Here is a 12,559-nt window from a genome sequence, read left to right as displayed (position 1 = left end):
CGAGACACGCCGGCACAGCGCGGCGGATGCTAGCGGAGGCTTGACCGGACCGCAACAAGCGCCCCTGGGCAAAGCCGCCGCCGCCTTCTTCCTTGGCCAAACCGCGGTTGGCAGACAAGCGTTTTTCAAAGAAGTCATCATGACGCTCCCGCTTCGCGGCCTAAAGCTGCTAAAGGGGGATCACGAAAATCGGGACCGGAGCACATGAGCGAGTCAGAGCGCAATGTCGAGCGCAATCCAGAACGCAGACCCCGCCCGCGCGCCTTCCGCCTGAGCGGCGACGAGACCGTCACCTCGAAGCCTGCGCCCGAGGTCATCGAACCGGAGGTCGACGTTTTCGCCGAGGCCGTCGAACTCGTCGAAGGCGCGCCGGGCGGCGAGGCGGCCGTCGCGGAGGCGCGCGCAAAGGGCGTGCTCGACCGCTTCATTCTCTCGCCAGGCGGCATGTTTCTGTCTGCGCTCAGCGGCCTCCTCACTCTGGCGGTCAGCGTTTGGGCGTGGAATCTCGTTGAGGATCTCTTCCGCCACTCCACTCTGCTCGGCACGATCGGCCTTGCGCTGGCGATCGCCGCCCTTTTCGCCGCGCTCGTCTTCCTTGCGCGCGAAGCCCGCTCGATCATGCTGCAAAATCGCGTGGCGAAGCTGCACGCCGCATTGGCCCAGGCGCGCGCCGCAAATGACGCCGATGCGGCGCGCGTCCATGTGAAGGAGCTGTGCGCGCTCTATGAGCGCCGCCCCGATCTCGCGCGGGCGCGCGCGCTCATGGGCGACTACGGCAAGCAGATCATCGACGGCAAAGACCTCATCGATCTCGCCGAGCGCAATCTCGTCGCGCCGCTCGACGGACAGGCGCGACGGGAAATCGCCGCCGCGGCGAAGCGAGTCTCGGTCGTCACCGCCGTGAGCCCGCGCGCCGTGCTCGACGTGATCTTCGTCGCCGGACAGGCGATCGTGCTCATGCGGCGCATTGCGGAAATTTACGGCGGTCGCCCGGGCTTGCTTGGCTTCTTCAAACTCCTGCGCTCCGTCGGCGCGCATCTTGCCATTACCGGCTCGGTCGCGGTCGGCGACACGCTCCTTCAGCAGGTGCTCGGGCATGGAATCGCCGCGCGTCTCTCCGCGAAACTCGGCGAGGGCGTGCTCAATGGCCTGCTGACCGCGCGCGTCGGCCTCTCCGCCATGGCGGTGTGCCGTCCCACTCCCTTCGTCACGGAGAAGCAGCCCGGCGTCAAAGACGTCGCGCCGTTTCTCTTCGGCGACAAAAGCAAGGCCTGACAGCGTTGAAGATCACGACCTGGAACATCAATTCCGTGCGTCTGCGCATGCCGCTCGTCGCGCATTTCCTGAAGACCGCCGCCCCCGACGTCCTCTGCCTTCAGGAGACGAAGTGCCGCGACGCCGAATTTCCCATGAAGGACTTCGCCTCGCTGGGCTACAAACACGCCGCGATCAACGGCCAGAAGGGCTATCACGGCGTCGCCGTGATTTCGACGAAGCCGCTGCGCCTCGTCGAGAAGCGCGACTTCTGCGAAAAGGGTGACGCGCGTCATATCGCGGTCGAGATAGAGAGCAAGGGCGGTCCGATCACGCTGCATAATTTCTACGTCCCGGCCGGCGGCGACGAGCCCGACGTCGAGGTCAATCCGAAATTCGCCCACAAACTGAGTTTCCTCGACGAGATGACGAGCTGGGGCGCGGATGGCGCGGCCAAGGGGCGCGTCGCGCTCGTCGGCGACCTCAACATCGCGCCGCTCGAACATGACGTTTGGAGTCACAAGGCGCTACTGAAAGTCGTGAGCCACACGCCGGTCGAAGTCGAGAAACTCGAAAAGGTGTTTCGCGCCGGCAAATGGATCGACGCCATGCGCCATTTCGTGCCGTCCGATGAGAAGCTCTACACTTGGTGGAGCTATCGCGCGGCGGATTGGGCGGCGTCCAATCGCGGTCGGCGCCTCGATCACATCCTTGTCAGCGAAGCGCTCGGCGGCGCGCTGCAGCGGCTCGACGTGCGCACCGAAGCGCGCGGCTGGGAGCGCCCCTCCGATCATGTTCCGGTAACGATTGAACTGTCAGAATAAGTGGGGACCATGCGGGGACCCGAATGATTGCTTGCGACCTCATGCAGCGCCGCTTCGTCTATGTGACGGCCGACGCAGACGTCGATTATGTCGCAAAAGCGCTCGCCGAGTCGTCCGTCGGCGTGGTGCCGGTCGTCGACGACGATCTCACGCCGATCGGCATCGTCACGCGCAGCAACCTCGAAAAAGCGCTTCCGGCGCTCCCCGTCGATCTCGGGCCGATCCCGCCCTTTCTGCTGCGTAACCGGCCGAAGGCGCCGTTCCACGGCAATGGCGCGGCGCTGCGCGAGATCATGACCGCGCCGCCGATCTATGTGCCCAGCGACGCGCGCATCGCCGAGGTCGAACGGATCATGGCGGCGCACCGCCTCAAGCGCATGCCCGTCGTCGAAGGGCACAAGCTCGTCGGTCTTTTGCTGCATCGCGCGGTGCTGGAAGCCATCGCCAAGGCCGCCGGGCACGCGGACAGGCCGACGCTCGCCATGACGCAGCCGGAGCCAGCCTTCTGCGACATTGTGAGCGCCTCGGAGTTTCGCGAGCTCGTCGGCGCGCATGAGCGTCAGATCGCAATCGAGCGCATCGAGCAGCACAGGGCCGCCACGGCCTTACGCGAACAGCGCATTCGTGAGCTCGCGGCGCGCCGCCTCACCGACGCGCAATGGCGGGGGATGCTCTCTCAGGCGCGCGCGGCGGCGCAGAGCGGATTGACCGAATACATGCTCATTCGTTTTCCCGCGCAGCTTTGCGTCGACGGCGGCCGGGCGATCAACGCGCCGGACCTGCATTGGCCCGAGACGTTACGCGGCGAGCCGGCGGACGTCTATCGACGCTGGCGCAACGAGCTTCATCCGCGCGGCTTCAAGATTGCGGCGCAGATCATCGATTTTCCCGACGGGCTGCCGGGAGACGCCGGCTTGTTCCTGATCTGGGGCAAGAGCGCCAACGCCTAGCGCTGGCGAAGCGTCGTATCCGCCTTCAGCGCCGCAAGCGACGGATAACGCTGTACGCCCTCGGCGCTGTGCACCTCGACCGAACCGTCGGACATCATGACATACGTCGCGTCTCCCGCCGTATAACGGTCGACCTCAGACGGCGGGGTGGCGGGCTCCGCTTTTGGCTCCGCGTGCTGTTGCGGATTCAGCAGCGCGGCGAAATCGGGCGGTTGCGTCTCTGATTTCGAGCCGACCGCCCGCTCATCGGGCTGCGCTGCGCCCGAGGGCGGAACGACGAACCGCGGCGGCGGCGACGCAGGGCGCAGCGGCGCGCCTTCGGCCTTGGCCGGCTTGTCGTCGTCGCGCGCGGCGATCTGCGTCTCGACGAGCTTTGCAAGCGGCTTGGAGAGCGGCGGTCTGGATGACGGCGGTTTCGCGAGCGGCTGGTTGGCGAGCGGCGGCTTGGAAGGCGAGGGCTTAACCAGTGGCGGCTTCGAAGGCGCGGCCTTGGCGGCCGCGCTGACTGCGGCCTTCTCTTCCGCGACCGCCTGCTCCGGCGGCGCTTCCTCGCGCCCATTTTGCGACGGTTCCGCGATGGCGACGGGCGCGGGGCTTGCAGCGACGGCGGGCAGCGCCGTCAAGTGCGCCGTCGCCGGAGCGATGCGCGCCAGATGCGCGACGACGCGTCCGAGCGCCATTGTCACCACGCCCCCAGAGATGGCCACCGCGCCGGCGATGAACATGCTCCAGCCGCGTTCCAGCAGGATCATGTCCCAGCCCGTCCACATCGCATAAGCGCCGGCGCCGGCAAGCAGCAGGCCGCCAACGGTTACGTCCCAACCGGACAGATTGCGCGTCATATCCCTTCCGTCGCTAATTTAGCGCCCTGCGAGCCAATCCCCCGCAGAGTCGCCTCAGCGGCCTTGGATTGCGCAGTCGCATCGCTTTTTAACATGACAATTACTCAAACGCACAATCCCGAGAATTATAGGGCAAAAGGATGTGAGAATTACTTTCGTCTACAATTGTTCACAGCGACGCCGCGACCAACGCGTTTTCTATATATATGGGGTTTTGGCCACTGAAATTCAATATGTAGCGTCTCGATCTTCGGAGGCGTCCCCTCCGGCTTACTCAAAGCTGAACAAATTCAAAATCTTGAAATACACATGAAGAGTGCGGCTCGATGCCGCATAGTAAAACGTGGTCGCAATACAAAGCTCTTGTCAACGGCTGGAAGAGCGGCGGGCGGCGGCGTGGGAGCCGCCGGACCACACGGCCAGAATCATGTCTTGATGAGGAGACGAGCATGAAGGGTTTGTTTCGGCGCGGCCTCTTGGCTGCGGCGTTTGGTTTTGTCTCTGCTTTCGGCCTCCTGCCCAGCGGGGCGCAGGCGCATGGCGGCGTCAAACTGGAGCAGGACGAATGCGTGATGCGCGTTGGTCCGAGCACCATGCATTTCATTGGCTATCAGCGCTCGGGCGAGGAGCAGGAATTCTGCCAGGACATCGCCCAGACGGGTCCAACCGTCATCGCTCTAACCGCGGTCTCTCCGGAGCTGCGCGATATGGCGATCGGCGCCCGCATCGTGAAAGACACGGGCGCGCCTGTGGCCAAGGATAATCTCGAGGCGCTGACCGTCGCTCATTATGAGCCGAAGGTCTATCGCAACGGGATCATGACCTTCGAACATGATTTCAAGGATTCCGGTCGCTATGTCGCGATCGTGACAGTTCGGGACGATCTCGGTAATGAATGGGTGTCGCAGTTCCCCTTTACGGTGGGGCTCTACACCTTCTGGGGGATGCTCGAATACATCCTCTACGGGGTCGCCTTCTTCTCGCTGGTCGGCGTCATGTGGCTGGCGCTGCGCGCCAAGTCCAACAAGTCGGTTGAAGCGGCGAACGCTCCGGCCTGATCCCGAAACGAAATCCTGCGCCTCTTCAATGGCCCGGCCCGCGCCGGGCCATTTTGCTTGCCGCGCCTGCCGTCGAGGACTCGTTATTGCTTATTGCCGCGCAATGGCGCCGGGTCTAGTTAAACGCGGGGCCAGCGAGTCCCGTTTCTGTCAGGAGACGATTGATGTCCTTCACGCTTGAAGATCTCCCCTACGCTTACGACGCCCTTCAGCCCTATTTGTCGCGCGAATCCTTTGAGTATCATCACGACAAACATCACGCGACTTATGTCACGAACGCCAATAATCTGATCAAGGGCACGGAGTTCGAGGGCAAGCCCATAGAGGACGTGATCGTCGGCTCCTTCGGCAAGAACACGCCGATCTTCAACAATGTCGCGCAGCACTACAATCACCACCATTACTGGAAGTGGATGAAACCGAATGGCGGCGGCGCGGCGCCCGCCAGGATCGAGAAGCTCATCGTCGATTCCTTCGGCTCCTTCGACAAGTTCAAGGAAGAATTTCAGAAGGAAGGCCTTGGCCAGTTCGGCTCAGGCTGGGTGTGGCTCGAACTCAAGGACGGCAAGGCCGCCATCCGCAAGACGCCGAACGCGGAAAATCCGATCGTCCACGGCGCGCAGCCGCTGCTCGTGGCCGACGTGTGGGAGCACTCCTATTACATCGACTACCGCAACCGCCGCGCCGACTATCTGAAGGCCTTCCTCGACCATCTGGTCAATTGGGAACATGTCGAGGAAATGTTGGACGCCGCCAAGTAAGCCTGGCGCGTTGCAAGGCATGCGCGCGGCGGCAGGGCCTGCCGCGCGCCAAAATTTAGCTACAAACCGTCCGGCGGACCCCACGGACCCAGACCGTGCGGCAAACGCGCGCCGGGGCGACAGGGCGGCGAACAACCGCGGCGCCGCGATAGCCGGCGCAGCCGGCGCGATAGGGTCCCGCCGCACACACGACGGCGCCCGCCTCGCGCGGCTCGATCGTCAATGTCGCGGCGAAAGTCGCGGCTGCAAGTCCGGCCATTAGCAAATGTCTCATTATGATAGCTCCTTAAGTCGAGATGGCGTCCCGACTCGCACAGAGCTATGCTTCGGCCGGAGCTTCCACAAGCGTTTTCAGATTGGCGAGGCCCTGCTCGAACTGGCCGCCGACCGCCCGGTCCATGTTCATGAAGGCGTGCACCGCCTTGGCCATGAACTCATTCTTGCCGGACATGGTCCAGACCACTTCCGTTCGCGTCTCGTCGATGGGCTTCAAATCGAACTGGACGTCGTGGATCGCCTTCATCGGCTTCAGGAACTGGATCTTGATGCGAATTCGTTCATTCTGGCTGCTCTCGGCGATCTTCATCTTTCCCGCGCCGACCTTGCTGTTGCCGGACCAGGACATGACGGCGCCGGCGCCGAGCGGCGAGCCGTCGTAGGCGACGACCTGGGCGGGGTCGAGTTTCGACCAGGGCGACCAGCGCTCCCAATGATGCAGGTCGTTGATGAGCGGATAGATGCGCTCCGGCGGCGCGTCGATCACGGCCGAGCGCGCAATGCGGAAGGTGTTGGGCTGAAGCGAGACATAGGCGATCAGCGCGCTCAAACCCGCGAGCACGATAAGCAGAAAAAGGGTCATGGCGACGTCCCTCCGCGGCGCAGATCGGGGGCCTGCGCTTTTTCTTTATTCTAAGGCGCGGGGAGGAAGCGGGTAAAGCGTGGAGAGCGCCCCACCCTCTCCCGCTTGTGCAGGGCCTAGAGGGAGGGGGCGGCGCCCTTTATGTCAGGCTTGCGCAGAAAGACTGGATCTTCGCGCAGGCCTTTTCCAGCGTCAGCGCCGAGGCGGCGTAGGAAACGCGGAAATTGGGGCCCGTCCCGAAGGCCGAGCCATGCACGACGGCGACGCCCTCCGCCTCCAGGAGCTCGGTGACGAAATCCTCGTCCGTTGCGATCACCTTGCCGCTCGGGGCCTTGCGGCCGATAGCGCCGGCGCAGGAGGGGAAGACATAGAAGGCGCCCTCCGGGGTCGGGCACTGCAGAAATTTCGCCTGGTTGAGCATGGACACCACGAGGTCGCGCCGTTCCTGAAACGCCTTGCGGAAGGCGCCGAGATGCTCCTGCGGCCCGTCCAACGCCTCGACCGCCGCCCATTGCGCGATCGAGCACGCGCCGGAGGTCTGCTGACCCTGCAAAAGGTCCATGGCCTTGATGAGCTGGCTCGGCCCGGCGGCGTAGCCGATGCGCCAGCCAGTCATGGCGTAGGCCTTGGAGACGCCGTTCATGGTCAGCGTGCGATCCATCAGATTGGGCTCGACCTGCGCGGGCGTCACGAATTTGAAGTCGCCGTAGACGAGATGCTCGTAAATGTCGTCGGTGAGCACATGCACCTGCGGATGGCGCAGCAGCACGTCCGTCACCTTCTTCATCTCGTCGTGGCTATAGGCGGCGCCGGACGGGTTGGACGGCGAGTTCAGCACGAGCCATTTGGTCTTGGGCGTGATGGCGGCCTCGAGCGCTTCCGGCTGAAGCTTGAAGCCGTCTTCCATTTTCGTGTCGACGAAGACCGTCTTGCCGCCGCAGATGGCGACCATTTCCGGATAGCTCACCCAATAGGGCGCGGTCACGATCACCTCGTCGCCATGGTTGATCGTGGCGAGGAAGGCGTTGAACAGAATGTGCTTGCCGCCGGTCGCGACGATCGTGTCCGAGGCTTTGTAGTCCAGCCCGTTCTCGCGCTTGAACTTGCGCGCCACGGCCTCGCGCAGCGGCGGGATGCCGAGCACGGGCGTGTAGCGCGTCTCGCCGCGGTCGATCGCCGCCTTGGCGGCGTTGCGGATGTGTTCGGGCGTGTCGAAGTCGGGCTCGCCGACCGAGAGGCTGATCACCTCCCGGCCCTGCGCTTTGAGGTCGCGCGCCTTCTGCGTCACGGCGATCGTGGCGGAGGGTTTGACGCGCGAGAGAGCGTGGGCGAGGAAGGTCATTGCCGTTCATTCCGTTAGGGGGAGTGTGCGTCGCACCATAATTTGCGGACCGCCGCCCGGCAATGAAAATCCGCAGGTCAAGCCCGCGTGTCGGCGCCTCCCATTAACCCGCCTTCCGTTATTCCTGCAAAGTCACGCTGAAGGTGGAGGAGGGAGCGATGTTGGCGACGCTGCGCGATGGAGACTGGGCGACGCCGGAGCGGCTGAAAACCTATCCGCTCGTTCTGCTGACGTTTTCCGTGGGGGCCGCCGTCGTCGCCGTGGCCACCTCCCGGGGCGGGATCGGGCCCAATGATCTGCCGCTCGGCGCCGACTTCAGCCAGGTGTGGGTCGCCGGTAAGGAGGCGCTGGCCGGGCATCCCGAAGCGCCCTTCGACATCGCGCGTCATGCAGCCGCCCAGCGCGCCGCCTTCGGACCGGACACAGGCGTCTTCGGCTGGCACTACCCGCCCTATTTCCTCGGCGTGGCGGCGCTGCTCGCGCGCCTGCCCTATCTCCACGCGCTCGCCGTTTGGCAATTCTCGACCCTTGCGCTCTATCTGATTTCTATCCTCGCGCTGCTGGATGGATCCGGCCTGAGCCGACGCGCCGTGGTCGTCGCCGCCCTCGCCTTCCCGGCCGTCTTCGTCAATCTGGGTCACGGGCAGAACGGCTTCCTGACCGCCGCCCTGCTCGGCGGCGGATTTCATCTTCTGGAGCGGCGGCCCGCGGTCGCCGGCGCGCTTTTCGGCCTGCTCGCCTATAAGCCGCAATTTGCGCTGCTGCTGCCGCTCGCATTGCTCGTCGGCCGTCACGGGCGCGCCCTCGCAGGCGCCGCTGCATCCATTGCGCTGATGACCGCGGCGAGCATCGCCGCCTTCGGCGTCGCCAGTTGGCGCGCCTTCTATGACAGCCTCGGCTTCACCCGCGCCATTGTCGAACAGGGGGCGACCGGCTTCGAGAAGATCCAGAGCGTCTTCGCCGCCGTTCGACTGATCGGCGGGAGCGTGCCGGCTGCCTGGTTCTGGCAGGGGCTCGTGACCGTTTGCGCCGTGGCGGCGGTTCTCGCCCTGCTGCGATCCGGCGCCGACACGCGCGTCAAAGCCGCCGGCGTGATCGCCGCCCTGTTCCTCGCGACGCCCTACTCGCTCGATTACGACATGATGGCGCTGGCGCCGGCCATCGCCTTGCTGCTGGCGCACGGGCTCGAGAACGGGTTTCGCCCTTACGAAAAGTCAGCGCTCGCCCTCGTCTATGGCGCGCCGCTCTTCGCCCGCCCGCTTGCGACGCTGCTGGCGGCGCCGCTGGGTGTCGTCGCCGTCGTCGCGCTCCTTGTCGTGACGATCCGCTATGTTTTCGTCGAGGAAAAACAGCCCGATGGTCGGTCCGGCTGCGCGTCTGCCAACCCGCAAAAGTTGCAATTTGAGTGATCCGCGTCGCCGTCCGTTAACTCTGAAGTGAAAAAAAGTTAATTTTTTATGAATTTTTGAGCTGCCGATGCAACTTTTTGGCTTGTTGATAGTTACCCGAGCAAAGGCAAAGACCGGAGGGGGTCGAGCCTGGGCCGCGTCGGTTTTAGGGAGGCCGCCGCGGTGGGAGAAAAAGGGCGTTTTAGCCGAGAGGAAGACTGACTATGTCGCTCGTTGATAAGTTCGACGACCAAATTGAGCCCGCGTATTCGCGCAGTTTCGACCGCGAGTCAGCCCGTCGTCAATTCCGCGTTTCAATTCTTCTTGTCGCAGCCATGGCGCTCGCCGCCTTCATTCTTGGCTTTGCCCTGCCCATCAACCCTACGCAGAATGCGTCGCCGGTTGCCGATCAGGCGCAGTTTACGGGACGGCTCGTTAGCGTCGACCACTGATCCAACGAGAACAACGCTCCGCTACGCGCGCCTACGGCGCGCGTTTTGCGTTTTTGCCTCGCATGGCCGCCGGCGGGTTTGTCGGCGAACGCGCATGAGCGCCCCTCGCGCTTCGGGACGTGTGGCGCCCGAGCGCTAAATGCGCCCGGGCCTCGCGCCCGTCTATTTCGCGCCTTCGGGCTTCTCCGAATGGTGGTGGCCCTCATGGCCATGATGCCCTTCGTGGCCGGCGCTTTCCTTCGGCCCGGAGGTGTCTTTATTGTGAGCCTTCTCCCAGCGCTCCATGGCTTCGGCGTCATGCGCGTGCTTGGCGTCCGGCGCATCGATTGCGGCGTCGACGACGACTTCGCCGGCCTTCTCGAAAACGAGCGTCATTTCCAGACCCCAGCCGATTTCGAGATGCTTTTTCGCGTCGAGCAGCGCGACATAAACGCCGCCCGGCGCCAAGGTGACCTTCGACTTCGGCGGCAGGACCACGGGCGTCTCGAGCTCGAGATTTTTCGCGTCGCCGTGAACGACGGCCTTGCCGAATTTCTCGACCTTCACTGCGACGAGCTTGTCGGGCGTATCGCCGGCGTTATGCAGGAACGCGTAGAAGGAAGCGTTCTTCTCGCCATCGGCGGGGGCGCGCAGCCAGGGATGCTCAACCTTGAGCTTGCCGACGTCATACTCATGGGCCAGCGCGGACCGCGCCGGAATGAAACCGAGAGCCGCGCCGGCGAGCAATGAGCCGCCGGACGCCAAAAGATCACGCCGCCTGATCACCATTTTTCTCTCCCTGAAAAAAGCCGGCTGCTCAGCCGGCTTATAAATCCTGCGCTTTTAGTGCGAGTGCAGGTTGATCTCCACGATGGGCTCCTGCGCCATCATCGCCGCCTGTGCGGCAAGTTGCGTGGCGCTGCCGTCGTCCTCGCCGAACTGCTTGAAGCGCGCGCGCACATAACCCGAGCGGTCGATCAGAAAATGCGCCTGCGCGATCTCGCTCGTGTAGGGCACGTTAGGGTAGCGGTTGATGATCGAATAGGCCTTCTCCACCGCCGCGGGGTGCAGCGCTTCCCGCGCCTTGGCCGCCGCGGGGCAGTCGCCGGTATAGACCGTCACATGATTCGCCCCGGCGGCTTTGGCCGCTTCGGCCGCTTTGAGAAGACTGGCGTCGAGTTCCTTTTTCTCGTCGCCGGTCGCGGTGCAGCGCGCGAAGGAAAGGAGCGTCGGCTTGCCGCGCAGCTTGAAGAAAGTGGTGATCTCTTCCCTCGGATCGATCAAAGCGAAATCCGGCGCGATGAGCCATTGAATCATCGCCTGCGGGGCGATGAAGCGCGAGCGATTGGTGCTCGAGAGCATGAGAAGATAATTGATCATGTCCCAGCGATCGTCGACGTCGAGCACATGGCTGAAGCTCGGCATGACCCCGCTCTGGCCGCCAAAGGTCAGCCAATGGAAGATGTCGCCGATCGTATGGGTGCCGACATGGGGCGCCGTCAGGTCCGCGGGGTCGACTTTCACGCCCTGCGCGTTCTTGAGGTCCTTGGACATGGGACCGTTGCCCTCGCCCATCGGACCGTGGCAGGCGACGCAATTGTCCTGAAACGCCGACATGCCGCGCGCAACTGACTCGGCCGTGAAATCCTGCGTCGGATCATTGTAGGTATCGACGTAGGCTTCCGTCGAAAAGGACACGGCCAGACAAAACAGCGCGGCGATCGTCACGGCCGGCGTGGCGTAAAGGCGTTTCTCACGCGTCGCCGGGGTCCACCAGAGCAGCGCCGCGACGGCCGCCAGCACAACGGCGGCGATTGCCCACCACCAGATCGGCGAGGGGAACGCCGGCTTCTGGCCCCAGGTCGCGATATAGGAGAGGCGGAAGGGCAGAGGCCAGTAGATATTCGTTTCATGGGAGGCCGGCGTGATCACCGCAATGTAACCGGCGATCGCCAGGAGCCCCAGGCCAAAGACCGCCTCGAGACTACCGACCTTTCCGACCCAGTCGACATTGAAGCCGTCGCCCGCCGGGCGGCTGTGCATGTAGCGCACGATGGCGAGCGCGCACAGCAACACGGCGCAAAGCAAGAGAAGCTTCAGGGTCAGCAGTCGCCCATAAGGCGTCGCAAGCATGTTCGGAACGCTGCCGACGTTCTCATAGGCCATGGCGACGCCCGTCACCGCCACGAGCCCGACGGCGACCTTCGCGACCAGCGACCAGCGTTCAGCGAGCCGCGCGGCCACTTCCGGAGGCTTCTTGTGCGCGGTGAACATCCACCAAATCAGGCCGAGAAGGCCCCCGAGCCACGTGAGACCCGCCGCCGTGTGCAAAAGGAAGCTCGCCTGCGTCCAAACGGGCAGACCGTCGTCGATCGCATGGCCGGTGACCGAGACGACGGCAAGGACGCCGACGCCCGTCCACAGCGTAATGCGGTCGAGAAGATCGGAAGCGACGAACAGCCGTGCGACGGCGAGCCCCGCGAAGGCAAAAGCGACGAGCTGGGTAAACACCCAAGCTTTGCCGACGCTCGTGCCGAATGTGAACTCCCAGAGCAGAGCCGAGTCGATCGGCCGTTCCGCGGGGACGATCGCGCGCGCGATGAGATACAGCAGCGCGAAGCCGAGCAGCGCCCGGAACACGGCCGCCGCTGCGACCGGAACTTTGAACCGCCCGCCGTCTTCGCCGATCAGACGCGGCATCAGCAGCAAGCCGACGGCCAAAGCCGACGGCAGGCTTTCGAGGAAGCGAATGAATGCGAGAGAAAGATACATCGTTCGGTTCTCGCTCCTGGCCCTTTCCGCCCTTTTCAGACAGAAAGCCGTCGATCACGCCAAGGGTAGCGGCGAGCC

Annotated in this window: 13 protein-coding genes; 7 read left to right on the top strand and 6 right to left on the bottom strand. The window is 64.1% G+C overall.

Annotated elements, in window-relative coordinates; translation table 11 throughout:
• The first annotated feature begins 204 nt into the window (after positions 1-204).
• The 3 genes from ACETII_RS17525 to ACETII_RS17515 are packed head-to-tail and all read left to right on the top strand — an operon-like array spanning position 205 to position 3,028.
• Complete coding sequence (locus tag ACETII_RS17525; RefSeq protein WP_363348088.1) at positions 205-1,275, top strand: YcjF family protein; 1,071 nt, start codon at positions 205-207, stop codon at positions 1,273-1,275.
• Between the two features lie 5 nt (positions 1,276-1,280).
• Entirely contained in the window at positions 1,281-2,078 is a 798-nt protein-coding gene (xth, locus tag ACETII_RS17520) for an exodeoxyribonuclease III (protein WP_472786368.1), read from the top strand.
• Positions 2,079-2,101: 23 nt separating this feature from the next.
• Complete coding sequence (locus ACETII_RS17515; RefSeq protein WP_472786367.1) at positions 2,102-3,028, top strand: CBS domain-containing protein; 927 nt, start codon at positions 2,102-2,104, stop codon at positions 3,026-3,028.
• On the opposite strand, the gene ACETII_RS17510 is transcribed toward ACETII_RS17515, so the two are convergent.
• The gene (locus ACETII_RS17510) at positions 3,025-3,870 is read right to left on the bottom strand and encodes a ribosomal eL19 family protein (RefSeq protein ID WP_472786366.1); all 846 of its coding nucleotides are present in this window, start codon (positions 3,868-3,870) and stop codon (positions 3,025-3,027) included. The two genes, ACETII_RS17515 and ACETII_RS17510, sit on opposite strands and share 4 nt — an antisense overlap.
• A gap of 449 nt (positions 3,871-4,319) precedes the next feature.
• Between ACETII_RS17510 and ACETII_RS17505 the strand changes: the two genes are divergently transcribed.
• Positions 4,320-4,928 carry a hypothetical protein gene (locus tag ACETII_RS17505; RefSeq protein WP_363348080.1) on the top strand — a complete coding sequence of 203 codons (609 nt, stop codon included), beginning with the start codon at positions 4,320-4,322 and terminating at the stop codon, positions 4,926-4,928.
• A gap of 164 nt (positions 4,929-5,092) precedes the next feature.
• Positions 5,093-5,689: a superoxide dismutase gene (locus ACETII_RS17500; protein WP_363348078.1), complete on the top strand. Its 597-nt coding sequence runs from the start codon at positions 5,093-5,095 to the stop codon at positions 5,687-5,689.
• A gap of 55 nt (positions 5,690-5,744) precedes the next feature.
• Here ACETII_RS17500 and ACETII_RS17495 read toward each other — a convergent pair whose 3' ends face one another.
• The 3 genes from ACETII_RS17495 to ACETII_RS17485 form a co-directional block, all read right to left on the bottom strand.
• Complete coding sequence (locus ACETII_RS17495; protein ID WP_472786365.1) at positions 5,745-5,963, bottom strand: hypothetical protein; 219 nt, start codon at positions 5,961-5,963, stop codon at positions 5,745-5,747.
• Between the two features lie 45 nt (positions 5,964-6,008).
• On the bottom strand, positions 6,009-6,548 hold the full coding sequence (locus ACETII_RS17490; RefSeq protein WP_472786364.1) for an SRPBCC family protein: 540 nt from the start codon (positions 6,546-6,548) through the stop codon (positions 6,009-6,011).
• Positions 6,549-6,687: 139 nt separating this feature from the next.
• Entirely contained in the window at positions 6,688-7,890 is a 1,203-nt protein-coding gene (locus ACETII_RS17485) for a pyridoxal phosphate-dependent aminotransferase (protein WP_472786363.1), read from the bottom strand.
• Positions 7,891-8,048: 158 nt separating this feature from the next.
• On the opposite strand from ACETII_RS17485, the gene ACETII_RS17480 reads away from it, so the two are divergent.
• A complete protein-coding gene (locus ACETII_RS17480; protein ID WP_472786362.1) occupies positions 8,049-9,299 on the top strand; it encodes a glycosyltransferase family 87 protein in 1,251 nt (416 codons plus the stop codon).
• A gap of 203 nt (positions 9,300-9,502) precedes the next feature.
• Complete coding sequence (locus tag ACETII_RS17475) at positions 9,503-9,730, top strand: hypothetical protein (RefSeq protein ID WP_363348068.1); 228 nt, start codon at positions 9,503-9,505, stop codon at positions 9,728-9,730.
• A gap of 162 nt (positions 9,731-9,892) precedes the next feature.
• Here the strand turns inward: ACETII_RS17475 and ACETII_RS17470 are convergent, their stop codons facing one another.
• Together ACETII_RS17470 and ACETII_RS17465 are read right to left on the bottom strand one after the other, a co-directional pair.
• Entirely contained in the window at positions 9,893-10,498 is a 606-nt protein-coding gene (locus ACETII_RS17470) for a copper chaperone PCu(A)C (RefSeq protein WP_472786361.1), read from the bottom strand.
• 54 nt (positions 10,499-10,552) lie between these two features.
• Complete coding sequence (locus ACETII_RS17465) at positions 10,553-12,481, bottom strand: CopD family protein (RefSeq protein WP_472786360.1); 1,929 nt, start codon at positions 12,479-12,481, stop codon at positions 10,553-10,555.
• Between the last annotated feature and the right edge of the window lie 78 nt (positions 12,482-12,559).

The organism is Methylocystis sp. NC52PC (genome assembly GCF_055698645.1).
Note: the sequence above shows the minus strand (reverse complement) of the source record. Positions and strands in the feature narration are given on the sequence as shown.

Excerpts from the sequence above, each read along its gene's own strand:
- ACETII_RS17490 (WP_472786364.1), bottom strand. The coding sequence starts at position 6,548 with ATGACCCTTTTTCTGCTTATCGTGCTCGCGGGTTTGAGCGCGCTGATC.
- ACETII_RS17515 (WP_472786367.1), top strand. The coding sequence starts at position 2,102 with ATGATTGCTTGCGACCTCATGCAGCGCCGCTTCGTCTATGTGACGGCC.
- ACETII_RS17465 (WP_472786360.1), bottom strand. The coding sequence starts at position 12,481 with ATGTATCTTTCTCTCGCATTCATTCGCTTCCTCGAAAGCCTGCCGTCG.
- ACETII_RS17475 (WP_363348068.1), top strand. The coding sequence starts at position 9,503 with ATGTCGCTCGTTGATAAGTTCGACGACCAAATTGAGCCCGCGTATTCG.
- ACETII_RS17485 (WP_472786363.1), bottom strand. The coding sequence starts at position 7,890 with ATGACCTTCCTCGCCCACGCTCTCTCGCGCGTCAAACCCTCCGCCACG.
- ACETII_RS17495 (WP_472786365.1), bottom strand. The coding sequence starts at position 5,963 with ATGAGACATTTGCTAATGGCCGGACTTGCAGCCGCGACTTTCGCCGCG.
- ACETII_RS17480 (WP_472786362.1), top strand. The coding sequence starts at position 8,049 with ATGTTGGCGACGCTGCGCGATGGAGACTGGGCGACGCCGGAGCGGCTG.
- ACETII_RS17505 (WP_363348080.1), top strand. The coding sequence starts at position 4,320 with ATGAAGGGTTTGTTTCGGCGCGGCCTCTTGGCTGCGGCGTTTGGTTTT.
- ACETII_RS17500 (WP_363348078.1), top strand. The coding sequence starts at position 5,093 with ATGTCCTTCACGCTTGAAGATCTCCCCTACGCTTACGACGCCCTTCAG.
- ACETII_RS17510 (WP_472786366.1), bottom strand. The coding sequence starts at position 3,870 with ATGACGCGCAATCTGTCCGGTTGGGACGTAACCGTTGGCGGCCTGCTG.
- ACETII_RS17470 (WP_472786361.1), bottom strand. The coding sequence starts at position 10,498 with ATGGTGATCAGGCGGCGTGATCTTTTGGCGTCCGGCGGCTCATTGCTC.
- ACETII_RS17525 (WP_363348088.1), top strand. The coding sequence starts at position 205 with ATGAGCGAGTCAGAGCGCAATGTCGAGCGCAATCCAGAACGCAGACCC.